This is a genomic window from uncultured Pelagimonas sp. (genome assembly GCF_947498515.1).
Lineage (GTDB): Bacteria > Pseudomonadota > Alphaproteobacteria > Rhodobacterales > Rhodobacteraceae > Pelagimonas.
Genome location: NZ_CANMKO010000005.1, coordinates 163,071 through 189,081, shown reverse-complemented (window position 1 = coordinate 189,081; position 26,011 = coordinate 163,071). Strand labels below are relative to the sequence as shown.

Sequence of the window (26,011 nt, the reverse complement as noted above, 5' to 3'; positions counted from 1 at the left end):
AACGTGAGTCTTGGTCCCGAGTATGGCACTGCCCTTTCTGGTACGTGCGCAGACCCATTTTCAATGAAACCGCTGAGAGCCTCAAAAAGTTGACAGCTGTCAACTTTTCCATCCCAGATCCGGTAGCCTCTATAAAGTTGACAGCTGTCAACTTTTTGCAAAGCCGTCGCGATTGAGCAAAGACATCACCATCGGCCCTGGCGAGAATTTCCCAAGGGCTGCTTTTTGAGTCAAACTCCGAAGATACCCGCCAGGGTTTTTGATCTCGTCAATGCGCTGCAACATACCGGCCACCACGGTCGCCGCACAGTCCGGGCCCATTGCCCTTGTCGCGTCTGACCAAGTGGAATTATTGATCCCCATCATACCCCGCACCATTTGTGCCACGTCATAAAGTCCGTTCCAGTGGCGGATTGGATCGCGTGCATAGGGGTGAATATCAGGGCAGGCTTTCAGAACTAACGACAGAGGAATCTTTAAATCTGCCGCTGGTTTCTGATCTTTCGTGTTTTGGTTTTGCGATTTGGTTGCAATGTCTTCTATTTCGTTGGTCTGTTCAGATTCAAGAGTATTAGGTTTTGAACTCTGTATGTGCCGCTCATTTTGACTGTCATAGCCGCTCGTTTCTTGCGTTTCCGAAAGCACATTTTGGACTTTGATCAGAAGGTTTTCCACATCCTGATGCAGCATCTCAAGCAATGTCAGGTTAAGTTTGCGACGGCCGCGGCGTTGCAACAAGGCAAATCGATCAAAGATTTCATCCCAATTCGCATCGATTCCTTCGGCACGGCCAAATTCAGCGAGTTTAAAAGCGTCGCGCTTTTTTAGAACAATCAGTTCGCGCAGTTCTTTCCGACGCGTGGCATCTTCCTCAGCAGCACGACAAGCGTCGCTGATCTCGGCAGCGCGGACGAGTAGAGGGCGCAGATCAAACCCAAAGGCTTGGGCAATGTCGCCACTCTGATTACGTCGCACGTATCGTTTGCCGTTGGGGCTATCACGGCGAACAATCAAACCCGCTTTGACCAAGGATGCCACATGCCGGCGCAATGTGCTTTCGGCCATGCCATGCGCGCGTTCAGCCAGCGTCCGGTTTGATGGAAAAACCGTTGTTTGATCCGCCTCGTCCAACGTTTTTCCCGGTAGAAATGTGAGGAGAGCGTTGAGAACGGTTAAATCGCGATCGCTGACATTGAACGCCAACCGCGCTGTGCAAAGCTGTCGAAACAGTTGCCACTTGTCAGTCCGGGGGATGGGCGCAGATTGGCGCGCCGCCTCAACAGATTTGATCAAGCCAGCCGTCACTGGACGCTGCCCAAAGGGCGTCGTTGAATGATAGGTCATAAATTTTCACAAAGCGCAAAAATCTGGCCGCCCAAGGGCGTTCGGCAGTTGACAGCCGTACTAAGAAAGACCTAGATTCGTAATTGTCTAGAGAACGAACGGGCCTTCTGGGATGTATGTCCTGGGGGGCTCTTTCTTTTAGGGCGCTACCTGTGCCTCCTGTGATTTATCTTTTCTGCTCAGTACCTTAGCCGATTTCATTCGGCTTTATCTTCCGCGGATTGGCTTACCCAACCTTGGTAGATGTCATGGAGTTGATCGACCAACCAGTCACCGAACTTGTCGTCTCCGGTGCGCGGTAGGGTCAGAACCACCTCGGATTCTTTGTGCAACGCCTTGGCGATTTCAAAGCCATTGGCGCTTGTGATATGCGTGGTTTTCCCACGTGGGGCAGGGGGTTTTTTCACCTCTGACCCCAGACCGACACCACAGGCCTTGAGCGCCGCCTCAAACCGTTCCGGGGAAGGGCGATCACCGGCAAGGGTGACAACGGCGCTGGCGACCTGCTTGGGGTCGATAAAAATCTCTTCCATCTGATCGGCCAAAACCGCCCAGCGATCCCGCCCAACTCCGGGCGCAGATCCGACCACTTGGATCACATCAAGGCCCACGCGGTCGACAATGGAAAACATGCGGGAAATCAAAGTCTTGTCGATCGACAGGGCGTCACAGATCACTTTGCGTTTGTAGCCGCCTTCCCGCATCTGATAGGCGAAATTGCACTTTTCAATAAAGGTCAGATCTCGACGGGCCGAGTTTTCCTGACCCTGAGCCATGACGAGGGCATCGTCGTCAAGATCGCGGACCAAAGCTTTGACCGGAATGCCCAAATCGCGCAGGGCCAAGACCCGACGACGACCATATACGATCTGGTAGGAATTCCCTTCTTCGGGATGTGGGCGGACGAGAACCGGCACCTGTTGGCCATATTCCCGCATGCTTTCCATGAGGGCCTGATGCTCATCCTCTTGATGGTCAAGGCGATCCTGAAGACCGCCATCCTTGATGTCGAACGGGTCAATCTCAATGACAGACCGGCTTTTGAGCTGGGCGATGGATTGGCTTACAGCCCCAATCGCCCCAGTCGACCGACGGGGGCGGGCCGGATCGAATTGATCCGTTTCCTTGGATGTTTTCGCCGATTTGGGCGGCGTGGATTTGCCCACTCCAGCCTTGGATGGGGCAGGGGAGGGGGGCGCGGCCTCGTTTTTTGCCGCCTCTTCCATCAACCCTTGAAGTAGATTTTTACGTGCCATCTTTGCGCCCCCAAGACTCTTGCATGAGACCGGCGATTTCACCGTTCACCGCATTGATCGATTCAATGGCGCGCTCATAGGTCGTGCGGGTGAACTGGGATTTTTCGACCTCATACAGGGTTTGTTTTGTAATGCCTGCGTCGGAAATAGCCGTTGATTTCAACACGGTATTGTTGAGCACATGTTCCCCGAACATCGAGCGCATGAACGACACCATCTGGTTTTGCGGTCCGTCCCCCGGCTCGTAGCGGGTGACAACATATCGAAGCCAATCGTAGGACATGTCGCCCCCGGCTTCGGCGACAACGCCAAGCAGGTTTGATGTCATCAGCAGGAACTGACACATCGACATCACGTCGAGCATTTGCGGATGCACGGTCACCAATACGGCGGTGGCCGCGGACAAAGCCGACATTGTCAGAAAGCCGAGCTGAGGCGGGCAATCCATGACAACAACGTCATAGTCATCTTCGACCGAGGCGAGGGCTTCGCCAACGCGGGTGAAGAATAGGTTGCCTTGATGGGTGACAATGGCGCGCGGCGTTTCGTGTTCAAATTCCATCAGGTCGAGATTGCCGGGGACAATATCGAGATTGGTGAAATAGGTTTTTTGGATGATGTCGCGCATGGGAACCGGATCATCGTATCGGATCGCATCATAAAGCGTGCCGCCATCAAGAAGATCAAATTCGGGCTGAAACCCGTGGAGGGCGGAAAAGCTAGCCTGCGGATCGAGGTCGATCGCCAAAACCCGGTAGCCATCAAGCGCCAGTTTCTGGGCCAGATGCGCTGAGGTTGTGGTTTTGCCGGAGCCACCCTTGAAGTTGATGACGGTGATCACCTGAAGCTTGTCACCTTCGCGGCGCCCGGGAAGATAGGTGCCCGGTGATTTCGCCCCTTGTTCGAGCAATACGCGCAGCGCCTGAATATCATCAGGAGAGTAATAGCGCCGACCGCCAGCGCGGATTTCCGGCTGGGGGCCACGCCCTTCGAGATGCAACTTGCGCAGATAGGCGTCTTTGACCCCGAGCAGCGTCGCGACCTCACCCGAGGTGAAGGTCCGCAGGGTCCGCTGTGCGTTCGGAGGAAAGAGTTGTGCCCGATGCGCCTGCAAGCGTTCGGATAGTTTTTGTGCATGATCCCCGACCAGGGTATCAATGCGAAGGGTTTCGTCCTTCATCTGCCCACCACCTTGCCCCAGTTTTTTGGGGTCTCGTTAGGAGCCTCGCGGCGGTTTCATCCAGGGTTAACCAGATCAAAGTTACGCTGCTTGGCGTTTAATTCACTTTTCTCCGTAAATATGTCGCGCATAATTACGATTCTGGCAAGAGGTTTTCCACAGGCAGATGGTGCAACTGTTTTGGTCGGATCAACCACAATAGAGTTGGTTCAGACAGGGTTTGCCCTAACGAGGTGCATAGATAGGGTCAGGAATTGGGCCGGTTTCCCGGTGGAATAGGGTCTATTTTCGTTGGAAATCTAGGTTCGCGCGCCAAAATGTACAATTTGAAACTTTCATGACGTGCTCTGAAACAATTTGACCAAAAGATAAAACCACCGCAAACTGAGACTCTAAGATCAAAAGAAATCTTAACAGGGATGCAAAACATGAAACAACACGTGGTTATGCTGTCGACTGCCGCTGTGATCGCCATTTCGGCGGGCGCGGCTTCTGCTGATACGTTGCGGCTTTTGACATGGGGTGGCTATGCGCCCGAGGATGTCGTCGCCAAATTTGAAGAGCAGACCGGTCACACCGTTGAGGTGACCAAATCCAACAATGAAGAGATGATCGCCAAGCTGCGCGCCACCGGCGGCGGCGGCTTTGACCTTGCGCAGCCGAGCCAAGACCGGATTGCTGGTCCGCAGGCCGAGTTTGGCATTTACAAGCCGATGGATTTGTCCAAGCTCAACGCCGATCTGTTTATCCCGTCGCTGATGCTGGCCACTCAGGCCAACACCACCGTGGACGGTGAGGTTTACGGCGTGCCGCATGTTTGGGGCACAAGCGGTTTGGTTGTCGACACCAAGATGGCGCCGATGGTCAAGGATTACACCGATCTGTGTAGCCCCGACGTGGCGGGCAAGGTGTCTTATCGTCTGAAACGTCCGACGTTGATCGGCTTTGCCTATTCGATGGGTCTTGATCCCTTTGCCGCCTATGGCGACGAAGCCGCCTATACCGAGATCATGGGTCAGGTTGAGGCCAAGTTGATCGAATGTAAGGCCGGCGTCAAAACCTATTGGGGTGGTGGCGATGAGCTGATGGGCCTGCTGCGCTCGGGTGAAGTTGTGGCGTCGATGGCTTGGGATACCGGTGGTTGGAAGCTTAACGCCGACAAGCCGGACATCACATTTGTTGCGCCTGCGGCCGGTGCCTTGGGTTGGGTCGACACATTTGTCTTGCCCGCCAAAGGCAAAGCGGATGACGCGGCCTATGAGTGGATCAACTTTGTGATGCAGCCGGAAATCTCGGCGATGATCACCGCCGCTGCCGGTAACTTTACCGCGTCGCAAGGCGCCGATGAGTTTGCCTCGGACGATCTCAAAGCCCGCTATCAGGCCAGCTTCCCACAGGAAGCCATCGACAACATCAAATGGTATCCACCGGTTCCTGCCGGTCTAGAAGCCATCGAAGGTGGTGTTTTGGATCGCGTTAAAGCGGCCAAATAAACCCATATGTTGTGAACAATGCGCCCGTCACCCTTGGCGGGCGCGTTTGTATTGCCCGAACGACCAACCCGAAAGACCGGAATGACCCCTGACTTGCACTGCTCCGCGCTAACCAAACGGTTTGGCGACACCACCGCTGTTGACAATGTGTCCTTTTCGGTGCCGCCGGGATCGTTCTTTTCCATCCTAGGGCCGTCGGGCTGTGGCAAGACCACGATCATGCGGATGATTGCCGGATTTCTTGAGCCAAGCGACGGCGATATTCAGATCAAGGGCAAGTCGGTTCTAAACGTGCCGCCCAACAAACGGCCGGTGAATATGGTGTTTCAACACCTCGCTCTCTTCCCGATGATGAATATCGAGGAGAATATCGGCTATGGGTTGCGCCGTGCGGGCCTTCCCAAAGGGGAAATCACCACCAAGGTTGGTGAGGCGTTGGAACGGATCGGCCTTCCGGGGATCGGCAAGCGCAAGGTTGATGAGCTTTCGGGCGGACAAAAACAGCGGGTGGCGATTGCCCGGTGTATGGTTCTTGAACCGGATGTTTTGCTTTTGGATGAACCGCTTGGCGCGCTTGATCTGAAACTGCGTGAACGGATGAAGGTCGAACTCAAGTCACTCCAAGCGGCCTTTGACACCACCTTTGTCTATATCACCCATGACCAATCCGAAGCGCTTGTGATGTCGGACAATATCGCCGTCATGAACGAGGGCCGCTTTGAACAAATGGGCAGCGCACGCGACTTGTATTACCGCCCCGACACCGCCTTTGTGGCCGGGTTTGTTGGCGACAGCAATCGCTGGCAAGGGCGGGTAACGCGGATCGAAGGCGGTCACGTCGAAGTTCAAAGCGAAACCGGCCTGACCCTGCGCGGCGCAAGCCATGGACGGGCGTTGCAAGCCGGGGACATGGCCCAAGCTTTTGTACGCCCCGAAGCCATTCGCATCGCCCATGGCGCCGATGAATTGGCCAGTTTTGACACCACAATCACCGGGCAGGTCACATCGCTTTTGTTCAACGGCGCCGCCAGCCGCGTCTTGGTGCAGGGCGAAGCGGGCCACGAAGCCATCGAAGTCAACCTTCCGCAATCGGGAGAGTTTGCCAATCTCGCCAAGGGCGACACGGTGCATATCGGGTGGTCAAGCGATCAGGCCAATGTCTTTGCCGCGGGGGGCCTTTGAATGCGGCGCGAGGCGAAACTTGGGCTTGCTCTCTTGCTGACACCGCTGGCGCTGTGGCTGTCGTTGTTGATTTTCATTCCACACATCGACCTATTCCTCGTGTCGCTTCGCGAACGGGTCGGGGTTGGAAAATACGAGCTGAGCTTTGCTAACTATCTGACATTCTTTAATGAGCCGCTCTATCTTTGGACGTTCATGCGCACCGCCGTCATGTCGATCCTTGCCACGATGCTGACGCTTCTGATCGCCTTTCCGGTGAGCTATTACATCGCCAAAATGGTCAAAGGCCGGATGCAAGCGGCGCTTTTCCTGCTGTGTCTTGTGCCGTTTTGGGTGTCGGAATTGGTGCGGACCTTTGGCTGGATGATCTTGCTGCGCGAAACCGGGATTATTTCCAACGTTTTGCAATACGCGGGCCTCGCCTCTGGTCCGGTTGAGATGCTTTATAATGATGCGGCGATCATGGTTGGGCTGGTTTATACGTCGATGTTGTTCATGGTGGTGCCGCTTGTCACTACGCTGGAAAGCCTCTCGGATGAGGTGGTTGAGGCAGGTTATGACCTTGGCGGCAATGGGGTGAGCGTTTTGCGCGAAATCATCATCCCCCATGCGATGCCGGGCATCGTTTCGGGCTGTATTGTTGTGTTCATGCTTTGCCTTGGCAACTACCTGACGCCGACCATGTTGGGCGGCAAGGAAAGCCTCTGGTTCACCGAGCTGATCTATTCCCAATTCATCGTGCGATTTAACTGGGAACTTGGCGCGGCCTTTGGGTTCATGCTTTTGATCCTGTCGTCGCTGATCGTCTGGGGCATGCTGCGGCTCACCGGGCAATCGCTTGAAAAGACAATGGGTTAAGGGGGGCGATATGATACCATCTATTCCGCAGCCCAAGGTGTTGACCATCGGCTATGCCGCCTATGTCACGCTATTCTTTGTGTTTCTGGCGCTGCCGCTGATTGTTGTGGCGAGCTTTGCCTTCAACGATAGCCAATTCCCGTCGCTGCCTTGGGAAGGGTTTACGTGGAATTGGTTCTTTGGCGATGAGCGTCCGATGATCGGCGTGTTTCACGAGCGCTCGATCTTACGCGCCATTGGTACGTCGGTCTTTGTGGCGGTGGGTGTGTCGGCGCTGTCGGTGGCGGTTGGCCTATCGAATGCCTTTTTGTTTAACCGATATACGTTTCGCGGGCAGGGGGTTTTATATGTGCTGATGCTTTTGCCGCTGGTTATTCCGGGCATCGTGTTGGGCATTTCTATTCTGGTGGCCTCAAGCCGGGTGGCCAATGGGCTATGGGACGGGTTCCGTTGGGATGTTGAGGCGCTTCGGCCCGGTTTGACACTGGTTATTCTGGGGCAGTTTTCCTTTATCACCACCATTGCGACGCTGGTGATCGGCGCGCGGTTGCAGAAATTCGACCGCACCTTGGAAGAGGCGGCGTTGAATTTGGGCGCGGGCAAGTTAACGGCCATTCGCACCATCACCTTGCCCTATCTGGCCCCGGCGATGATCGGTGCTTTTGTGGTGGCGTTTTTGATGAGCTTTGAGAATTTCAACACCACGTTGATGTTGGTTGGCTCGGACGCGCCGTTGACCATTGCGATGTTTGATCGTCTCAAAGAGGGCTCAACGCCGCTATTGAATGCGGTGTCTTTGTTGTTGATGCTTGGGTCGAGCTGTCTGGCGTTGGTAATGATCTTTTTCCAAAAGCGCGGGCGTTAAGATTTTCATGTGGTGAACGAGGCCTTGGGCCCAAGGCTATCGTTTTCGGCACATGGCGGTTCACAAGGTGGTTTTGCGGGGAAAAATCGGGGTGTGATCGATTTAGGCGGCAATCTTGCGTTGCTTATCCGGTCTGAAATGCGCGACAACTAACTTGGATGTGGCGACTTAGCGGTGCCAGTTTCAAGGCGCAAAGGAAAACCCCATGACTGACCCGGTTGCAGACGATTCTTCCACGGAAAATCCGAGCTTGCCTGCGCTACCATCCAAACAAACCATCGCTATCGTGACGGCGACGGTGTTGATTTCGATCATGTTTATTCAGGTTGCTTTGCCGTTTTTGACCGCGCTGATTTTGGCCGGCATCTGTGCCGAGTTGTCAAAACCGTTTTTCCAATGGGTGATGGTGCGGGTCGGGCAGCGTGAGGCGCTGGCGAGTACGATCACGCTTGTGACTGGCTTGTTGATTGTGATTTTGCCAACCATTGTGATTGCGACCTTAGCGGTTTCCCAAGCATCCACAGCAATCCAAGGCACCGGCGATCTGGCGGAAGTCATCAGCGAGGATTTTACAGCCTTGCAAAATGGTGAGGTGACCTTGCCAGACTGGTTGCCATTCGGCGATGATCTGAAATCAGTTGAACCCAAGATTGTCGAAAAAGCCTCTGAGCTTGCCGGTGGGATCGCGTCATTCCTTGTGACGGCGTTGAAACACGTCACAAGCGGCACCTCGACGTTCTTCCTGCAATTGTTTGCCTTTCTGTACGCTCTGTTCTTTTTCCTGCCGATGAAAACGTCGGTTTTTGCACAAGGGTTACGCTATTCCGGTCTGCCGGATGATTTGCAAGACGCGCTGAACAGCAAAGTCATTTCGGTTAGCCGCGCCACAATCAAGGGCACCTTGACCATTGGCATGATCCAAGGAGCCTTGGGCGGATTGGGGTTTTGGGCCGCGGGCATTGAGGGCGCAGTGTTCTGGGCGGTTGTCATGATGGTTATGGCGGCGATCCCGGCCCTTGGCGCCACTCCGGTTGTCATTTGCGGGGCAATCTACCTTGGCTTCTCTGGCGAAATGGTCCCAGCGGTGGGGCTTGGTCTTTGGGGCGTGTTGGTTGTTGGCACAATCGACAATGTCTTGCGTCCAAAGCTGGTTGGGCGCGATGCGGCGATGTCCGATTTGTGGATTTTCGTCAGCACCTTGGGGGGGCTTGCCCTGTTTGGGGCCGTTGGGTTGGTGCTTGGCCCGGTCACGGCCGGACTATTCATCACCATTTGGGAACGCGCATCAGGGATCAAAGCCACGCTTCCAGAAGCGGACGAAACCGAAGAGATCGAAGAAGCGCCAACACCAGAACCTGCACAAGGGTTTAAGATCACCGCGACCAAGGCCGAATTGGAGGCCGAAGTCGAAGCGTTGCGCCGTGAACTGGCGGCTGATACCGTCGATGATCCTAATCCGTTGAACCGCCCCAGCGACGCTGGTGGTGATGGGGGCAAGGGTTAGCGTCTGTGCATATTTATATTCGCGCCGTCAAAGAGGCAGTGATCCGGTTTGACGAGAAAAAGGGCTGGGAACGCAGCAGCCACATCGCGCTGTCGATGATGTTTGCGCTGTTCCCGTTTTGCATTTTTGCCCTGTCTCTGGCCGGGATGTTCAGCAGCGGGTTGGATTCCGAAAAGGTCATCAATCTGGTCTTTGGGGCTTGGCCGGATGTCTTTGCCGAACCGATTGTTAAAGAGCTTGAGGCCGTTCTTACCATAAGTGACGGTAAGACCGTGACGTTTAGCGGCTTGCTTGCGGTGTTTTTCGCGTCAAACGGGGTTGATGCCATTCGGGTGTCGATCACCGATGCCTACCGCGAACAAGACAAACGACCGTTTTGGAAAACCCGCCTGTTGTGCATCGGGTTTGTGTTGGCAGGGGGGGCCGTTTTGATCGGTGTCACCGCGCTATTGTTTGCGATTCCGTTGTATATGGATTTGCTGGATGCGATCAAAATGAACGCCGTCCCCGAAGTGTTTCGCGAATGGAGAACCCCATGGCTTGGGGCTTTGGTCACGTTGGTCATTGCGGTGATTTCTTGTCACAAATGGTTGCCGGGGGTGCATCGCCCGGTCAAAGAGCTTTTGCCGGGGGTGCTTTTGACCGTGTTGCTCTGGTTTGCGACGGCCAAGATTTTTGAGCTCTACCTAGCGAATTATTCGACCTACAGCGTCACCTATGCCGGTTTGGCCGGGATCATGGCGACCCAACTTTTCATGTATCTGATGGCGGTAATCTTTATCTTTGGGGCCGAATTCAATGGGCGTTTGGCGCGGCTTCGCCAGCAAGCAGAAGCCACCCAATAAACGCGGGGGCCTATTGGCCCATTTGTACCTTCATCAGACTAAGATCAACACTGTCGGGGTTGGCTTTGACGGCGGCGGTGATCGCATCAATCGCGGCCTGTTGATTGCCCAAAGCGCTGTTGATCCGCACAATCATTGTCCAAGCTTGTTCGAGCTGTGGATCCATGTCGACGGCTTCGCTAAAGGCGGCCAACGCGGCGTCAAAGCGCCGGGTGGTCAAGCCGATTCCGGCCAAGACCAATTGCGCCTCGGGAAAGTCTGCCTTGGCTTGCAGGGTCGATTGCCATTCGCGCATTGCGGCGTTGCGGGCGTCTTCGATGCGTTTGGGCATATGCAAAACTTGTGTGCCTAAAAACGCCCGGGCGGCGGCGATCCGCACGGCGCGCGAGGGGTCATTAAACATCTGAGTGATACGCCCAATGGCTTCTTGTGGGCCACCGCCACGCTGCGCAGCAATGGCCGCAACACGGACCAATGGATCAGAATCCTCAAGCGCCGGGGCGGTTTGATCGGCAATGGCGGGGGTCGCCAGCTGGGCCAACATGTCGAGCGCGGTGGCGCGAACAATGCCCGGCAAAGCGTCATGCATGGCTATGCCGATCAGATTGTCGACTTGACCGGCCGGGCTTGTGCGACCGGCGGCCAAGACCTGTGAAAAATGCGGGCCGCGATTGGGGCTATCTGGATACCATGTCGCGAGCTGCGCTGCCGCCCAGTCAAAACTTTGATCGCTATGACAGTCGTTGCAGGCGTTGGGCGATCCGGTTTTGACCGACAGATCAGGGCGGGGGATACGGAAAGAGTGATCGCGCCGCCCATCGATGCCCATATAGTCGCGCTCGATCATATGGCAGCTTTTGCATTCAGCCCCTTGCCCGCCTTCGGCGTGAAAATGATGTGCCGGATCGTCATAGCTTTTGAGCGTCAGGCTCGGGAAATCCGGGTTGCCGCCGTCACTGTGGCATTGAGTGCAAAGCCCGTTGCCTTCGATTTTCGGCTCGCCGGTGTGGGCATTGTGGCAATTGGTGCAGGCCACGCCCTTGTCATACATTTTTGATTGCAGGAACGAGCCGTAAACATAGACCTCGTCAAGGATTTGGCCATCCGCATGATACAACCCGCTGCGCAGGTTCGACAGGCGATAGGTGTCGTGAAACGGCGTGCCCGGTAAGGGGTTGCCGCCCTCAAAGGGTTCGCGACGCGAGTGGCAAGAGGCACATTGCTGAATTTCGGTCTCGGCCCCTGCGTTGAAATCCATGCTGAACCCGGTATTGGTCAGGCTGATCCAACGCGACATGTCGGTTTCTTTGCCCTCGGCACTGTCTTTTGCCCAAGCCAGATGCACCTCGCCGGGCCCATGGCAGGCTTCGCAGCCAACGCCGATTTCGCTTTGAGTGCTGGAATAGGTGCCAGACCGGGGATCATAGTTTTTGTCAAAATCGGTGGCGTGACATTCGGCGCAGCGTGCGTTCCAGTTTTTGTAAGGGCCGGTCCAATGTAGCCCATCGCCAACCGGAAGGTCCTGATCCGGATAAAGGTGATACCACTGCTTTTTCACGTCATCCCATGTGACGTCAAAAGATTGAAGCTTGCCCGATTCGGTTTCGATCAAGAATTGCTGTAACGGGGTGATCCCGGCCACACCGGCAACCGGGTAGACGTGGGTTTGGCCATCAGGCCCCTGCGTTTCGATCATGAAACGCCCGTTTTTCTTGAAAAACCGCGAAGTTACCCCGTCGTGGGTGAATTCAACATCGGAGAAATCCGCAACCACGGTGTCCAGCGTCGCTTCGGTCCAGGCGAGGGCATGATGTGATTGGTCCCATTCCAATGCCTCGTCCAAATGGCAATCTCGACACTCTTGTGAGCCAACATAGGCCGGGGTTTGTTGCGCATGTGACGCGCCCGCATAGGCAAGGCCCAAGGTACATGTCAGCACCAAAAGCAGAAAAGACCGAGGTGATTTTGAAAGTTGGGAAAGCACGTGTGGTTCCGTTCTGGGGCAGTTTGAGAGACCGTCTACCACTCGGGCAGAAGTGTCCAGAGTATGATCTTGACGCTATGGGTCATGGGTTCAAAGGCGGCAGGATGTGGCGATTTTGCTGCTGTTTTTGAGCCAAAATCAAACGGCTGCGGGTTAGTTTGTAATGCGCGCCGATCTGTTGCCAGATCATCCCGGTGTTCTGATCGGCTTGCGGGCTATATCGCGCGGCCCCGATGGACGAGAGGGCGGTTTCCAGCCCCTCAAACTCGGAGGGTTTCGCCGTTGGGTAGAAGGTCTTCCAGTCATTATAGGCCGCCAACACCTGAGACAGGTCGCGGGTTTTTAAGGCATGTTTCAGGGCGCGGTGGGCGGCGGGTTCAGAGGCGCGCCACTTGGCCATCCAAATGGCCAGCATTGCCTTGAGGCGTGGCCAAAGGTTTTTCCAAATCAGAGACAGCAATGTCAAAACGATTAGCGCCGATCCAAGCCAGATACCAATCTGTTCAGCATCAATCGGGTCTTGCTTTGGCGGCGGCGCCCCTGTGACGGTGATGTCCTGTCCGGGCAGTTCGGCGGTTTCAACCTTGCCGCTATCAAGATTGTACCAATCTACCGACACCCCCGGCAGCGAGGCATCGCCCCCGGCCAATGCCACGTAAGTTATTGTTTCAACACGAGTGCCGCTGAGCCCGTCGCGGTCTTCACTCTCGGTGACAACCGGGTCTTTGGGATAGCCGCGCAGGGCCTCTGTTTCGATAGGTTCAAACAGCTGTGGGATCAGAATTGAGGTGGTTCCGTCAATTTTTGCCGTGACGGTTCGTGTAATGGCGTCCCCAATCGCGAGGGTTGGCCCGCCTTCGATGACCTGTTCCAGCGCAAAATCACGGGCAATGATGAGTGGCGACAAAAGACGTGCTTCCTCCGGGACCGTGGCTTTGAAGCTGGCCTTTGGAAGGGTGGTTTTGAAAAGGATCGGGTCACTTTGCCCAGGTTGGGCGTAGGACACGACGATGTCGCTTGCCGGAAGCTCAAACGTGCCAGACGCCAATGGGTAAAGCATGTAACGACGGCTGACGCCGGACCATGTTTCGCCGTTGATGCGTTCGCTGATTGGGGTTGTCGCGCGCGAGGGCAGGCGCGCCAAAAGCGACGGTTGTTCCAGTGAGGAAAACGAAACCGGAGTGGTAAGCCATGTTGGGACCAAAATTTTGACACGCACGGTGATGGGTTGGCCAACAAGGGTTTCCTGCGCATCAAATGTCACGGTGATTTGTGGGTCGCCCGGAGTGTTCTGAGCCCACGTCGGGGATGACATCAGGCCGAAGAACAACAGGAGAAACGCCAAAACTCGGGTCATTTTTTGGCCTCCGCTTCTTCTAGGACAAATCGGAAGCGCAGGAAATCTGCCATGTCTGTGTCGATGCTGTCGATCCATTGTTGTGCGGTCATGGGGGCCGCATCTTTGGCAGGTTTGCGTTCTTCGGTTGTGACGGCGCCGCGGGCGTCTTCGTTGTCATAAACAACATCATCGGCCCCAACGCCGGTGTCTTCGCCGGTGTCGGATTGGTCGCGGGCATCTTCGACATAGGTCACAATGGCCCAAGCGATTTCAGCGTTTGTCGCGGCGTTTGGATAACCCGGTTGGCGTAGCTCGGCCTTTTCAAAGGCGCGCGCGCCATCGCGGTATTGGCGGTTGCGGATGCGGGCATAGCCTTCGGCAAAAGCCGCCTCGGGGGTGTCTATCCGCGATAGGATTTGCGCAGCCTCTTCATATTGTCCGGCCCGCATTTTCGCGTAGCCTTTCCACATCGGATCTTGAAAAAGTTCACCGGCTTCGCTGTATTCTTTGTCTTCAAAGGCCATGCGCCCCTGTTGATCGGCGGTCAGGAACCAATCAATCACACCCTCGGCGCGGGCGGTTTGTGGGGTTTGTAAGGTCATAAAGGTCGCGAGCAGGATTGCCCAGTGCATTGTCCAACCCCGGCGGAACCACAACAAACAGAGCAACGCAGCCGGCCAGATGAGCCACCAACCGCGATCATCCCACGCCAGCCGATCATCGGCTAAAAGAGCGGCGCGATGGGCTGATTGCAGGCGGCGCTCAATCTCTCTGATGTCGGTGTCATCGGGGGTGATGCGTACAGTGGTCACATCGGACAGGCGATCCAGTTGCGGGATGGACACCCGGTCGGGCAAAGCCACAAGCACAACGATGGGGGGGCGTGGCGTGTCTGGGTCACTCGCTTCGAATGCGGCGACATCCGCGGGATTGAAGTCATCCAGAACAAACAGAACCGCGCCGGGGGCGTCGCCATCTGTTAGAATGGTCTCAGCCAAGGCCAGCGCGGTGGCGGGGGTATCGCCTTCGGCGGGCATGACGCGGGGCGACAAGCCTTCGAGTAGGGGGCGCAGAATGTTCGGGTCTTCGGTCAGCGGCGACACGCGATGCGCAGACCCGGAATAGGCGATCAAGGCGGTGCGTGCGCCCGCGCGTTGTTCGATCAGGTCCAAAATTTTGAAACGGGCCCGATCCAAGCGGCTTGGGGCGAGGTCGGGTGTTTCCATCGACGGTGTGACTTTGAGCGCCACAACCAAAGGCGCGGTTTCGGCGATCAAGGGGTTTGACAGGCGGCTCCATGTCGGGCCAGCGGCGGCAAGGCAGAGGAAAACCAAAGTCAATGCGGCGCCATCAATTGGATAGACGCGGCGACTTTGGCCGGAGCCAACGCGCAGCGCTTCGAGCAAATGCGGCGCAATAGTTGCGTTGTCCTGTGTCGCGGCGACCTTGCGCGGACGGATCAAATACCAAATTGCCGCGATCGCAAGAAGGCCAATCAGCCACATCGGGCGCAAAAAGTGGAAGGCAGATATTGCATCACTCATGTGGTCTGCCTCCGTTTCATCAGGATCATGATAGCAAGCCCAACCACACCAATGATCGATCCCAGCGCTGCCACCATCCAAACGAGGTTTTCCGAGGGGCGAAAGCTTGCTTCTTCGACAATGCGGGGGGTCATTTCATCAATGCGCGTATAGGTTTGTGCGAGGGCGTCGGTGTCGCTGGCGACAAAGAACGTCCCACCGGTGCGTTTTGCGATATCTTCCAACGCCCCCAGATCAAGCCGATCTGAGCCAGAGCTTTCCGGGTCACCCACACCGATTGTCTGGATGGTGATGCCCCGTTCGGCGGCGATCGCGGCGGCGTTGATGGGCGTCATACGGCTAGATGTATCGGCCCCGTCGCTCAGCAGGATGATCAGGCGTTCTTCGACGTCGCTGGCTTCAAACGTGCGCACAGCGAGGCCAATCGCATCGCCAACCGCCGTGTCCGGCCCGGCCATACCGACAACGGTTTGATCCAAGAAACCAGTTAGACTTTGTAAGTCTTCGGTAAAGGGGGCCTGAACAAAGGCTTTGGAGCCAAAGACGATAAGCGCCATGCGGTCTCCGTCGCGCTCGGCGATGAAATCCTTGAGGACGGTTTTAACGACATCAAGCCGTTGCTGAAGCTCGCCGTCTTTGCCCATGAAATCACGTTCATCCATCGACCCGGAAATGTCCAATGCCAGAACAATATCGCGGGCGGATTTTTCAACGACGACGGGTTCACCGAGCCGTTCGGGTTTGGCCAATGCGATGACGATCAAGGCCCAAACGGCCAAAGCCACGGCCATCTGAAATTTGCCACGGCGCAGAACCACGGCACCTTGTTGTGCTTCGGCCCCGACGGCGGCGGTGATGTCGCGGAAAAACGGCACACGCACAGCAGAGACACGTTCCTTGTGCGGTTTGGAGAACTTCCAGATGAACCAGGGGGCCACCAAGAGCAATAACAGCCAGGGATGAGCAAGCGACATCATGCGTCAACCTCCTCTGATGTGGCTTGGGGTGGGGTGGGCGTTTGTTTGGGTCGTTTGTGCTTGCGGATCCACGTGGCGGCGAGCGCGTTCAGGCCCGGTTCCGGGGAATGAGGTTGGTAGGCGGCGGTCGCCATTTTGGCCCCATGTCCGGTCGAAAACTGTTGGCTTTGCAACGTGCGATCCAGAAATTCCAACCAGTCAGAGCCACTAAGTGAGGCCACGTTTTCACGCGGAAATCCCGCCAAGGCGGTGCGTTTTAAGACGTCGGAAATGGCGGCGGGGTCGTCGCCCGCCTTGGCCAATGCCCGCAATCCAGCCTTGCGATAGGCGTTGGCTTTGCGGTGCTGTAAATATCGACGCCCCCCCCAAATTGCGGCAGCCAAAGCCGCCGCACCTAGCCAAAGCCACCCCGCCGTTTGCGGTTGCCATGACACGGGTTCGGGCACAGGAACCGGTTCCAAAAGGTCCAAAAGGTCGACCAAGCCAAGGCCGTCAAAGGCGTCGTTGGTGTCGCTCATCTTGGCCCCTCTAACTGACCAAGCAACCGCTTGATCTGATCAAGGGCTGAGGCATCGGTCGTGAGGGGTAGCAGGGGCAGGCCATATTTGCGCGACCAATTGGCGATTTGCGCAAAGCGATCCGCAAAAAGCGTGTCGATACGCTGCTTTACCTGCATATCTGTTGTGTCTAACTCGACTTGTAGCGCGCCGTCGGACGCGACGATGCGGAACCCGTCGGGGGTACGTTTGGACAGCGCATCGGAGACCGGGAACAGCAGAACATCATTGGACATCGCCAATGAGCTGATCAATGGTTCGGTTTCGGCATCCGCGGTATCAAAGTCGGAAAAGATCATCACCAGATAGTTGGTTTTGGCGATGCGATTGGCTGCGGTCAGCACTTTGTTGAGCGAACCGGGGGCGGAAAGTTGAGTTGCGGGGTTCAACCGGCAATTGGCGTCGGCAACCGAGCCGAGAAACCGTTGCACCGCCGCCGGGGTGCGGGCGGGTCGATGTTCGGCGATTCCATTATCGTCAAAGACTAATCCGCCGACGCGGTCGCCTTGGGCCAACATACGATGGGCGGCCAAAGCGGCGGCTTCTGCGGCGACAACGGATTTCATGTAAACTTGACTGCCAAAGAACATCGACATGCGCTGATCAACAATCAAAAGGGCAGGGCGGTCGCGCTCTTCGGTGTAGACACGTACATAGGGGGAACCGGTCCGGGCGGTGACTTTCCAATCGATGGTGCGGATGTCATCGCCGTTATGATAATCGCGCAGCTCTTCGAAATCCAAGCCACGCCCACGCAGTTTAGAAGAATGCTGCCCGTTTAGAACAGAATGCGAAGGTTGGTGCGGTAGCAGGCTGAAGCTTTCGGCCCGGCCTGCAAGGCGTTGCAATTGATGCAAATCGGCATGGATGCGCGGGTCATGTTTGCCCTGTCCGCGATCAGCCTTGTCCGCCATTTTTGCGTTCCTCAAATTGTCGTAGGTCCCCGTTTAGGGCAGCGCCACCAGATCAACGATTGTCTTGGTGATATCGTCAGTTTTCTTGCCATCGCCGCGGGCTTCGTAGCTTAGCGTGATGCGGTGGCGGAAAACATCATAGACAATCGCGCGAATATCCTGCGGATCGACATAGTCCCGCCCGGCCATCCAAGCATGGGCGCGGCTACATTTATCCAAGGCAAGGGAGGCGCGAGGGCTTGCGCCAACATCAATCCATCGGGCGAGATCATCGCTGATCTTTTCGGGGGTCCGGGTCGCATAGACCAATTCGGCCATATAGCGCTCCATCTCGTCCGAGACATGGATGTTGCCAATCTCGGCCCGTGCATCGAACACCGCCTGCTGCGGGATCATGTCGGGTTTTTCTGTTTTCTTCTCGCTGTCGGCAGCGAGAGCGGCCTTTTCCTCTCCACGCACCAGACGGATGACTTCGACCTCGTCCTCGATCGGCGGGTAGACGATATTCACATGCATCAAGAAGCGATCCATCTGCGCCTCGGGAAGCGGGTAAGTGCCTTCTTGTTCGACCGGGTTTTGGGTGGCCATAACGATGAACAGCGGTTCCATCTTGTGGGTCGTCCCAGCGACGGTAACTTGCCGTTCTTCCATCGCCTCAAGCAAAGCCCCTTGAACTTTGGCCGGCGCGCGGTTGATTTCGTCAGCCAATACAATGTTGGCAAAAATCGGTCCGGGCGAAAAACGAAATTCGGCCACGCCCTCTGCCTGATGGTAGATTTCGGTGCCGGTGACGTCCGACGGCAAAAGGTCGGCTGTGAACTGAATACGACTGAAATCAGAATCAAGGTTTTTGGCCATCGCTTTGATGGCGCGGGTTTTGGCCAAACCGGGCAGGCCTTCGACCAAAAGATTGCCGTTTGCCAAAATCCCGATCACCAACCGGTCAATGACATCCGTTTGGCCAATAATTGACTGCTGCATTCGGTCACGCAGAGTGTTGATTTGATCAAGAGCGGAGCGGGAAGGTTCAGTCATTCAAAACTCCGTTGATTATCTCATGCGGTCAACTCGCATAAAACTCTAGACTCGTGGTAACCCGGTGCCAAGGCTTTTGCGAGAAAAAGCCAAAGATAATTAAGCCTAAGTGAGCATTCTATCGCCTATCACACCCTGATCTTTGAAAGATGAGGGGGGCATTCCTTCCCATTTTCTAAATGCTTCTGAGAAAGATTGCCGATGAGCGTATCCAAGTGAGGTGGCGGTTTGCTCAATTGAAAGGCCATCCAGTAAATAAGCGCAGGCAAGTTTGTGCCTGACCTTTGATCTGATTTCGGCAAATGTCGTGTGTTCTTTGTTCAGGCGGTCCTGAAATGTTCGAAGCGGGATTCCTAAAACATCGGCGGCTGATTTCAATTTGATTGGGTTTTGAGTCTGTTCGAACGATGCGATCAAAACCGCTTGGACCAGGCGTGCAAGGTCGGGCGATGGGTCCGCTGATTTTGACAATGCTTCCAGTGTCCGCGCCAAGATCAAAGAGTTGCCAAAGTCGGCCTGTTTCATCGGTGATTTGAGCCCGATGTCATCAAACTCGACAAAGGCCAAATTGGCGGTAACTGGCTTGCATAGCTCGGCAAAATCCGAACTGTCCTCATCCTCGGCCCCCGGAAACCCGACAATGAAGTTGCGAGCCGCGACTTCGGTCTCGTTTTGCACCAGATTTGCAAGCAGACCCACCATGTAGGTGGGGCTTTGCGGTTGAGCGTGAGGGCTTGCCACTTTGTGAGAAACCTCCACGCGGCAGCGACCAGAGCGTATGCGGATCGCAAGGCTTAAGTCTGATTGCAGGTAAGGGATATGGGTTTTGGCAGTTTGCAAGCTCTCCCAAAGCGTTTCGCCCGTGACAACAGCGCGCCCAAAGAGACCGAGGTCTGCTAAATCTTGCTTTGTTGCTACATCGAAAAGGAAAGAGGTGCTCGGGGGGTGCCCGAACAGACAGCTTAAAAAGCCCAAATACTGATGTATTGGAAGGTTTTTTCAGGATTTGAGAGGACCTCATGCCAGCTGCGTTCATTGTGGCGGGTTGGGTTAACCTGGCTTGCCCATGCATAAGGCCCGGCCAGGCAACCCGCCCGGGCAAAGGATTTATGTTGTATGCTTTCAAGGCGTTGCATCATAGACCTCCCAGATCCGACACCAGAGTTTTCTAGCCCTGTTGAGCTTAACTAGTGCAAAAGGTCTTGGTTTCGAGCGTAGGACTTGAATCCACCTTGATGCAGATGAAAGCTTTGCAATCCTTACTTTCTATCGGTGATGATTTTCACCCGCATGCCTGCTTCGACACCGCCTTCTATTCCGTTGAGGGCATGGAACCGTTCCTCTTTGAAGGTACGCGCCAGCATTTGCGCGGATAGGCTTTGCACTGTGTCGCCGGGCTGGACAGTGACGACCGTGACACTTGGGTTTGGCACCGCATCCTGTTCGGCCTTGGTCAATGTGCGGAAGCTCTCCAAAATCGTTTGATATTCCTTCAACTGGGTGTCAGTCGGCGATTTTTCGGTTAGCAATGTGACCCCTGCGACCAATCCTTCGTCCAATCGGATGGACGTCCCGGCGATGGTGACATTGATCAGCCGACTATGCACAAACTTGGTCGCCATGACGGCGGGTAGGCCATTGACGGTGAGGTTTCTCAGATCATCCAGCTGCCCAAGGTCGCCATCGGTAACTGAATACCAAGCAGAAAGGGCGAACTCACTTAGCTCGCGGTCTTCAGGCCAGCGACCAGCGGTAAAAATAACAACGCCATCGTCGTCTTTTTGCGCCATAAGCGCCCCTTGCATGTCCCGCAAATCATATCCCTGAGGCAGGTCAAACTTTACACCCGCCAAAGGGTGCACAAAGGTGCGACCCTGCATAAAGCCAAGTTGAGGATCTTGGCCGAATTGGACGCCATCAATTGCGTCCATATGGGCATCGCGACCAATCTCGCCATTGGCGGGTTTGCCTTTCATACGTTTGACTTGCCGCACTGTATCGGTAACCCGGTCATCGGTCTCGGGATGGTCCGACAGCCAAGCTGGCATGGAAATCCCGCCCTGATCGCCAGCCATGCTTTCCATCAAGCCGACCTCACGTTTCAACGCCCCCAACATCGTGGGCATGGCGCTTGGATCATAGCCGGCTTTTGCCATGCTGATCACACCCAAACGGTCGCTTTCCGCCTCTTGTTTGCGGCTGTAGGCCTGACGCATGACGTCGCTGGCCCCATCGGCAATAATCGCGGTGCTCAGGCTGCCGGTCAGTAAGCCAAGCCCAATCGCAGCGGCGCGGTCCTGCTTCATCCGGGTTTCCCGGCGAGCGGTGTGACGGGCGGTGACATGGCCAATTTCATGCCCCAAGAGTGCGGCTAATTCGGCCTCGCTGTTGATGCTGGCCAGAATGCCACGCGTGACATAGACATAGCCGCCGCCCGTGGTGAAGGCATTGACCATCGGGGTGTTGAGCACGGTGAAAATGAACGGCTTGTCCGGCATTTCCGAAACGGCGGCGACACGCTGACCGACGCGATCGACATAGGCCGACAGGTCCGGGTCATCGTATATGCCGCCAAACTGCTTGAGCACGTCGACATGGGTGCGTTCTGAGTTTTGCCGCTCTTCTTCAAAGCTTGTTGCGGGGCGCGTGAGGTCAAAGGCCAAGGTTGGTTGTGGCGTGACAACCAATAACCCTAGGGAGACTGCAAGCGTTTGACATAGTTTGGGGAAAATAGAATTGGACATGGAAACTGGGGTTCCTCTTGTTGGAGGTGATGGGGGCAGGCTATGTCAATTGGCCCCGCCCGTCGAACGAAATCTGCCACAAGTGCTGCAGGTGCAAATATCCTAGATTATTTGAGTATCTCCCGTTGTGATTTGGACGGAAAAGGTGCCTAGTGTATGTAAATGCTTTACAGTTCCATCAAAGGAAATCTCATGACTGATATTGCCAAAATGCTAGCCGATCTGCAGCAACGCCGTGATGAGCTTCGCGTGCAACTGCACCTTGCTTCAAAAGAGGCAGAAGAAGAATGGCAGGAGCTGACAAGCGATTGGGACAAGTTTGTTTCCAAGTCGCAGTTTGACAAAAGCGCCGAGGAAGTTGGTGAGGCCGCCAAGGAGTTGGGGCTGAAGATGAAAGCGGCCTATGATCGCGTGAAAAAGGCCTAATCACACCATGCAGCCAGATGACAAAGAACGACCAGAAACCATAGGCGCGCGCTATGGCATGGCCTTTTGGGCGCAACTTGTTGTTTTTTGCTTCTTTGTCATCGCTGGTTTGGTCTACGCGGCAAATTTGCTGATCCCGCTCTCGTTGGCCTTGCTGCTTGCTGTTCTGATTTCCGCAATTGTTGATCGGGCCCGGCAAGGCACGATTTTCGGCAACCCAACTCCGGAATGGCTAGCCTATGTGTTGGCGTTCGGAGTTGTCTCGTTTGGGTTTGCCGGCATCTTGTATGTTCTGTCCAATCAGGCCGGGGCCGTCGCCGAGGCATTCCCACGCTACGAAGCCCGTTTTGAGTTGCTGCTCAAAAGGTTCGAAGGGCTGATCGGAGAGGAGGGGTATGCGACCCTGTTAACGGCGCTCGCTGATCTCAACTTGTCGGAAATGGCAGGCGGGGCGATTTCGTCGGCCGGGTCTGTTCTAAGCGGTATCATATTGGTTTTGTTGCTCGTTCCCTTTATGCTGCTTGAACGCAACCCGATGAATGTCAAGCTAGACCGTGCGGTTCCAAACGCCGAAGCGCGTGCCAAAGTCAGCCAAATTCTGAATGGTATGTCGATCAGCCTGCAACGCTATGTCGGGATCAAAACCCTTGTTAGCCTGATCACTGGGATCGGAAGTTATGCGGTGATGAAACCGGTCGGGCTGGACTTTGCCGAGACCTGGGGCATTTTGGCCTTTGCGCTAAATTTCATCCCGACAATCGGTTCGATTTTGGGAGTGGTTTTGCCGGGTTTGGTGGCGCTCGTTCAGTTTGATACGTTCACGCCGTTTTTGATTATTGTCGGAGGGTGCGGTGCCGTTCAATTTGTGATTGGCAATATTGTTGAGCCATCCCTGACCGGCCGTTCGCTTAATCTGTCGCCTTTGGTTGTGGTGCTATCGCTGTCGTTTTGGACCATCATCTGGGGCATGTCGGGGGCATTGTTGAGCGTCCCGATAACGGTGTGCGGGCTAATCATTATTTCACATTTTCCGGCAACCCGGCCTTTGGCTGTTTTGATGTCGGGTGATGGCACGTTGATGACGGAAACGCGTGAGGAGGCGCTGGCCCCTGTGGGAAAGCCCCTGAACAAAACCGCGGAACCGACCGAACAAGAAGGATAGGATTGATGGCGACCAAAGCCGAGTTGGAATCTGAACTGGCCGATCTCAAACGCCAATTGGCGGAGCGACCAAAGCCCGAGCCCGCGCCAGAGGTCACACCAGAGTCAGACGTCGAAACGAGTGATGCTATTGCCAGTGAAGCGACCAACGAAGATGCCATCGATTGGGAAGCTGAACTTGGGGAATTGGTAGAACAGTTCGACGACCTCACACATAAAAAACCACTGCTATTTGCCCTCGGAGCCTTTACCATTGGCTACCTGCTTGGCCGCTCGAAATAGGATCACAAACATGAGCCGTATCTCTCGTAATATCTCCATTGTCATGCGGTCCGAGCGACTGATTGCCCAACGTCATCTCGCTGTTCTGCGCCAACAAACCATGTTGATGGCCGCAGCCGGTATTGCCGCCGGTGTTGGTTTGATCATGCTCAATGTGTCCGCCTATCTGGCGCTGTCCGATGTGGTTTCCCAGCCGGTCGCGGCGTTGATTGTTGCCTTGGTCAACATCGTTCTCGCGGGGTTTTTGATCTCGATGGCAGGTAAGTCCAACGCAGAACAAGAAACGGCACCGGTTGCCGAAGTGCGTGATATGGCTTTGGAAGATCTCGAAGCAGAAGTGCGAAGCGCCGCCCAAGAGGCGAAGGCGGCAACCGACGCTATTCGTCAAATGGCGAGCAACCCATTAGGGGCCATCGCACCCGGTTTGGCGGGCACCGTGGCCAGTGCGGTCATCAAAAACCTGAAAAAGTAATCGCCGTAATTTAGGTATCTGGCCTGTCTGAACCCAGAGGTGACTTCATGTCGATAGTCTGGGTCGGATAGGCGATCGCGGTGTCATGCCTGCGGGATATTTCTAGGATTTTCAGCGTCAGACGCTCATCAACATCCAGAAAATTCTGATAGTCGGCGGTTTTAGTTCTGGCATAGAATAAAACTTCAATCGCATTTTCGGATAGGCCCACAATGTTCACATATTGCGGAGCCCCATCCGAAAGATCGTAGTCACCACTATTTAGCATGTAATCTCTGAGATCTTGTTTGAACCCTTTTAATTGTTGGTCCGTGCATGAGAGCACTAGGCTAATTATCTTTTTCACACGTCTTGTGCGCAATTGCGAATAGTTCAAGACAACAGCATTCGATAAATCGGAGTTCGGGATATAGCGCGGTATTTGATCAAAGCCGCGTAATACAGTCGAGCGCAAATCAATTTGCTCGACAACCCCAATAAAATTACCTTCTATTTCGACAACGTCCCCTTCGGTGAAACGTTTTTCGCTTTGGTTATTCATTCCCGCGACTAGATTTCGAACAAGATCTTGTGCGGCAATTGCTACGCCCGCCCCCAAGACGCCAACGCCCGTCATTGCGCCACTGATATCGACTTTCCAAACAGTGAGCAAAGCGGAGATGCCAAATAGAATAACGCCAAATCGCGCTGCTCTTTTCATCCAGCTGGATTCGACATTAATCTCTAACCGATTGTAGCCACCTAATAACGATACAAAGGGGCCGCATAGATTGTACCACCCGGAAAATACCGCAATAAGGGCGACGGAGGCCAGAACCTTGTTGATTAACCCACCGGCCAAAACCGGGAACTGCAGCACGTCGGCTGCGATGAACAGCGCCCCAACAACCAGCAAAATGGAAGTTTTGCTTTCCAGTTCGTTTTTTGCTTCATCTGGCATCGACACGGCCAGGTGAGTCATCAGATTGTTGAGACTTTTTACGATCAACCGCGACAACGGTTTGCGCGCCAAAAAGATGACCACGACAAAGACCGACGCAAGGATTACGTCTTCGACGTCAGCAAAGAAAACCCACGTTTTCAAACGGGAGAAAACGCTGGCTAGAGTTTCGCCAAAATTCATGGGGAATATCCTCGACTGACTGAAAGGTCGGGTGACACACGATCACCCGACCTCAAGAGTATTAACCGTCGATGCGGTCGGCTAGTCGGTGCATGGCCGCGGCCAACCGATCTTTGCGGGCCTCATGATCGGCTTTGACTTCGGCTTTGCGTTTCTCGAACTTGGCTTTGGTGTTGTCAGCCGCATTCTCGATCTGTTCATCGAGAGCAACCAAACGGGCGTCAAATTCGCGGTCCAGCTCTTCCATCCGGTTGTCGATCTTGACCCCGGTTTCTTTCATTTTGGTCTTCACGCTATCCATTTTTTCGTTGATGGCGTCTTTGGCATCGTCGGTGGCCTGATCCCATTCTTCGTCAAGCGCATCGAGTTCGCGGTCAAGCGCATCCATTTCAGCGGCCATTTCGGCGTCAACGGCATCTACACGCAGTTTGCGGTAAACGGTGCCGCCTGCTTCTTTCATTTTGCTATCTAGCGGAGTTGTCCAAACCTCGTCGACCGAGGCGACAACACAGGATTTGCCTGGTTGCAACTGAGTGCTGACATTGTCGAGCATGGCGGCATCCATCCCGGACACCCAAAGGTCGCGGTAAGCGCCAAACAAACCACCGGTCATACCGCCAAGCGCCATGCCACCCGCTGCGGCTTGCGCGGCCACGGCACTACCGGCAATCGCGGCACCCGATGCAACGGCGGCCGGACCAGCCAAAACACCAACCATTGCGCCAAGCATCATGCCAAAAGCGGTGCCAATCGGGCCCTCATCAGCGGCCGATTTCACTTCGACTTCGCCATTTAAACCTTTGGAAATAACCCCAGCCGCATATACCGCCAGCTCACCGTTGCGATGCAAATCGCGCATGGCGTCCGCGCCCTTGTAGGCAGCTTCCTCGGTGTCGAAAACGACAGCAACAAACTTTTCCATATTT

The 26,011-nt window shown here is 55.1% G+C and carries 25 protein-coding genes; 10 read left to right on the top strand and 15 right to left on the bottom strand.

Annotated elements, in window-relative coordinates:
• Positions 1 to 147 precede the first annotated feature (147 nt).
• The 3 genes from repC to repA all read right to left on the bottom strand — a co-directional run bounded on the left by repC (position 148) and on the right by repA (position 3,780).
• Positions 148 to 1,344 (bottom strand): plasmid replication protein RepC, encoded by a 1,197-nt coding sequence (repC, locus tag Q1A43_RS11275; RefSeq protein ID WP_299923610.1) that lies wholly within the window; start codon positions 1,342 to 1,344, stop codon positions 148 to 150.
• 197 nt (positions 1,345 to 1,541) lie between these two features.
• Positions 1,542 to 2,600: a plasmid partitioning protein RepB gene (gene repB / locus Q1A43_RS11270; RefSeq protein WP_299935143.1), complete on the bottom strand. Its 1,059-nt coding sequence runs from the start codon at positions 2,598 to 2,600 to the stop codon at positions 1,542 to 1,544.
• Complete coding sequence (gene repA / locus Q1A43_RS11265) at positions 2,590 to 3,780, bottom strand: plasmid partitioning protein RepA (protein WP_299923604.1); 1,191 nt, start codon at positions 3,778 to 3,780, stop codon at positions 2,590 to 2,592. The genes repB and repA overlap by 11 nt, the downstream gene beginning before the upstream one ends.
• 428 nt (positions 3,781 to 4,208) lie before the next feature.
• On the opposite strand from repA, the gene Q1A43_RS11260 reads away from it, so the two are divergent.
• The 6 genes from Q1A43_RS11260 (at position 4,209) to Q1A43_RS11235 (ending at position 10,527) form a co-directional block, all read left to right on the top strand.
• Positions 4,209 to 5,273 carry an extracellular solute-binding protein gene (locus Q1A43_RS11260; RefSeq protein ID WP_299923601.1) on the top strand — a complete coding sequence of 355 codons (1,065 nt, stop codon included), beginning with the start codon at positions 4,209 to 4,211 and terminating at the stop codon, positions 5,271 to 5,273.
• An 81-nt stretch (positions 5,274 to 5,354) separates the two neighbouring features.
• Positions 5,355 to 6,455 (top strand): ABC transporter ATP-binding protein, encoded by a 1,101-nt coding sequence (locus Q1A43_RS11255; protein WP_299935140.1) that lies wholly within the window; start codon positions 5,355 to 5,357, stop codon positions 6,453 to 6,455.
• Complete coding sequence (locus Q1A43_RS11250) at positions 6,456 to 7,313, top strand: ABC transporter permease (RefSeq protein ID WP_299935138.1); 858 nt, start codon at positions 6,456 to 6,458, stop codon at positions 7,311 to 7,313.
• A gap of 10 nt (positions 7,314 to 7,323) precedes the next feature.
• Complete coding sequence (locus Q1A43_RS11245; RefSeq protein ID WP_299935136.1) at positions 7,324 to 8,178, top strand: ABC transporter permease; 855 nt, start codon at positions 7,324 to 7,326, stop codon at positions 8,176 to 8,178.
• 205 nt (positions 8,179 to 8,383) lie between these two features.
• Entirely contained in the window at positions 8,384 to 9,682 is a 1,299-nt protein-coding gene (locus Q1A43_RS11240) for an AI-2E family transporter (protein WP_299935134.1), read from the top strand.
• 5 nt (positions 9,683 to 9,687) lie between these two features.
• Complete coding sequence (locus tag Q1A43_RS11235; RefSeq protein ID WP_299923591.1) at positions 9,688 to 10,527, top strand: YihY/virulence factor BrkB family protein; 840 nt, start codon at positions 9,688 to 9,690, stop codon at positions 10,525 to 10,527.
• Positions 10,528 to 10,537: 10 nt separating this feature from the next.
• On the opposite strand, the gene Q1A43_RS11230 is transcribed toward Q1A43_RS11235, so the two are convergent.
• From Q1A43_RS11230 to Q1A43_RS11185, 10 genes are all read right to left on the bottom strand, one after another.
• Complete coding sequence (locus Q1A43_RS11230; RefSeq protein ID WP_299935131.1) at positions 10,538 to 12,511, bottom strand: multiheme c-type cytochrome; 1,974 nt, start codon at positions 12,509 to 12,511, stop codon at positions 10,538 to 10,540.
• 82 nt (positions 12,512 to 12,593) lie between these two features.
• Entirely contained in the window at positions 12,594 to 13,868 is a 1,275-nt protein-coding gene (locus Q1A43_RS11225) for a hypothetical protein (protein WP_299935128.1), read from the bottom strand.
• Positions 13,865 to 15,394, bottom strand: a complete 1,530-nt coding sequence (locus Q1A43_RS11220; protein WP_299935125.1) for a VWA domain-containing protein — start codon at positions 15,392 to 15,394, stop codon at positions 13,865 to 13,867. Before Q1A43_RS11220 ends, Q1A43_RS11225 begins: the two co-directional genes overlap by 4 nt.
• Positions 15,391 to 16,371 (bottom strand): VWA domain-containing protein, encoded by a 981-nt coding sequence (locus Q1A43_RS11215; RefSeq protein WP_299935122.1) that lies wholly within the window; start codon positions 16,369 to 16,371, stop codon positions 15,391 to 15,393. Before Q1A43_RS11215 ends, Q1A43_RS11220 begins: the two co-directional genes overlap by 4 nt.
• On the bottom strand, positions 16,368 to 16,889 hold the full coding sequence (locus tag Q1A43_RS11210; RefSeq protein WP_299935119.1) for a DUF4381 domain-containing protein: 522 nt from the start codon (positions 16,887 to 16,889) through the stop codon (positions 16,368 to 16,370). The genes Q1A43_RS11215 and Q1A43_RS11210 overlap by 4 nt, the downstream gene beginning before the upstream one ends.
• Entirely contained in the window at positions 16,886 to 17,842 is a 957-nt protein-coding gene (locus Q1A43_RS11205) for a DUF58 domain-containing protein (protein ID WP_299923574.1), read from the bottom strand. Before Q1A43_RS11205 ends, Q1A43_RS11210 begins: the two co-directional genes overlap by 4 nt.
• A 33-nt stretch (positions 17,843 to 17,875) precedes the next feature.
• A complete protein-coding gene (locus Q1A43_RS11200) occupies positions 17,876 to 18,877 on the bottom strand; it encodes a MoxR family ATPase (RefSeq protein WP_299923571.1) in 1,002 nt (333 codons plus the stop codon).
• Positions 18,878 to 18,982: 105 nt separating this feature from the next.
• Positions 18,983 to 19,402, bottom strand: coding sequence for a helix-turn-helix domain-containing protein (locus Q1A43_RS11195; protein WP_299935117.1), 420 nt, complete (start codon positions 19,400 to 19,402; stop codon positions 18,983 to 18,985).
• Positions 19,403 to 19,839: 437 nt separating this feature from the next.
• Positions 19,840 to 20,013, bottom strand: a complete 174-nt coding sequence (locus tag Q1A43_RS11190) for a hypothetical protein (protein ID WP_299935114.1) — start codon at positions 20,011 to 20,013, stop codon at positions 19,840 to 19,842.
• 123 nt (positions 20,014 to 20,136) lie between these two features.
• Positions 20,137 to 21,621: a M48 family metalloprotease gene (locus tag Q1A43_RS11185; protein ID WP_299935112.1), complete on the bottom strand. Its 1,485-nt coding sequence runs from the start codon at positions 21,619 to 21,621 to the stop codon at positions 20,137 to 20,139.
• Positions 21,622 to 21,813: 192 nt separating this feature from the next.
• Between Q1A43_RS11185 and Q1A43_RS11180 the strand changes: the two genes are divergently transcribed.
• From Q1A43_RS11180 to Q1A43_RS11165, 4 genes are read left to right on the top strand one after another with little or no spacing between them, the layout of a single operon-like run.
• Positions 21,814 to 22,047, top strand: coding sequence for a hypothetical protein (locus Q1A43_RS11180; protein WP_299923562.1), 234 nt, complete (start codon positions 21,814 to 21,816; stop codon positions 22,045 to 22,047).
• 7 nt (positions 22,048 to 22,054) lie between these two features.
• Positions 22,055 to 23,209, top strand: a complete 1,155-nt coding sequence (locus Q1A43_RS11175) for an AI-2E family transporter (protein ID WP_299935109.1) — start codon at positions 22,055 to 22,057, stop codon at positions 23,207 to 23,209.
• A 5-nt stretch (positions 23,210 to 23,214) separates the two neighbouring features.
• A complete protein-coding gene (locus tag Q1A43_RS11170) occupies positions 23,215 to 23,490 on the top strand; it encodes a hypothetical protein (RefSeq protein ID WP_299935106.1) in 276 nt (91 codons plus the stop codon).
• A 10-nt stretch (positions 23,491 to 23,500) separates the two neighbouring features.
• A complete protein-coding gene (locus tag Q1A43_RS11165) occupies positions 23,501 to 23,962 on the top strand; it encodes a phage holin family protein (RefSeq protein ID WP_299923553.1) in 462 nt (153 codons plus the stop codon).
• Between the two features lie 10 nt (positions 23,963 to 23,972).
• On the opposite strand, the gene Q1A43_RS11160 is transcribed toward Q1A43_RS11165, so the two are convergent.
• Together Q1A43_RS11160 and Q1A43_RS11155 are read right to left on the bottom strand one after the other, a co-directional pair.
• On the bottom strand, positions 23,973 to 25,085 hold the full coding sequence (locus Q1A43_RS11160; RefSeq protein WP_299935103.1) for a mechanosensitive ion channel domain-containing protein: 1,113 nt from the start codon (positions 25,083 to 25,085) through the stop codon (positions 23,973 to 23,975).
• 61 nt (positions 25,086 to 25,146) lie between these two features.
• Entirely contained in the window at positions 25,147 to 26,007 is an 861-nt protein-coding gene (locus Q1A43_RS11155) for a hypothetical protein (RefSeq protein WP_299923547.1), read from the bottom strand.
• Positions 26,008 to 26,011 lie beyond the last annotated feature (4 nt).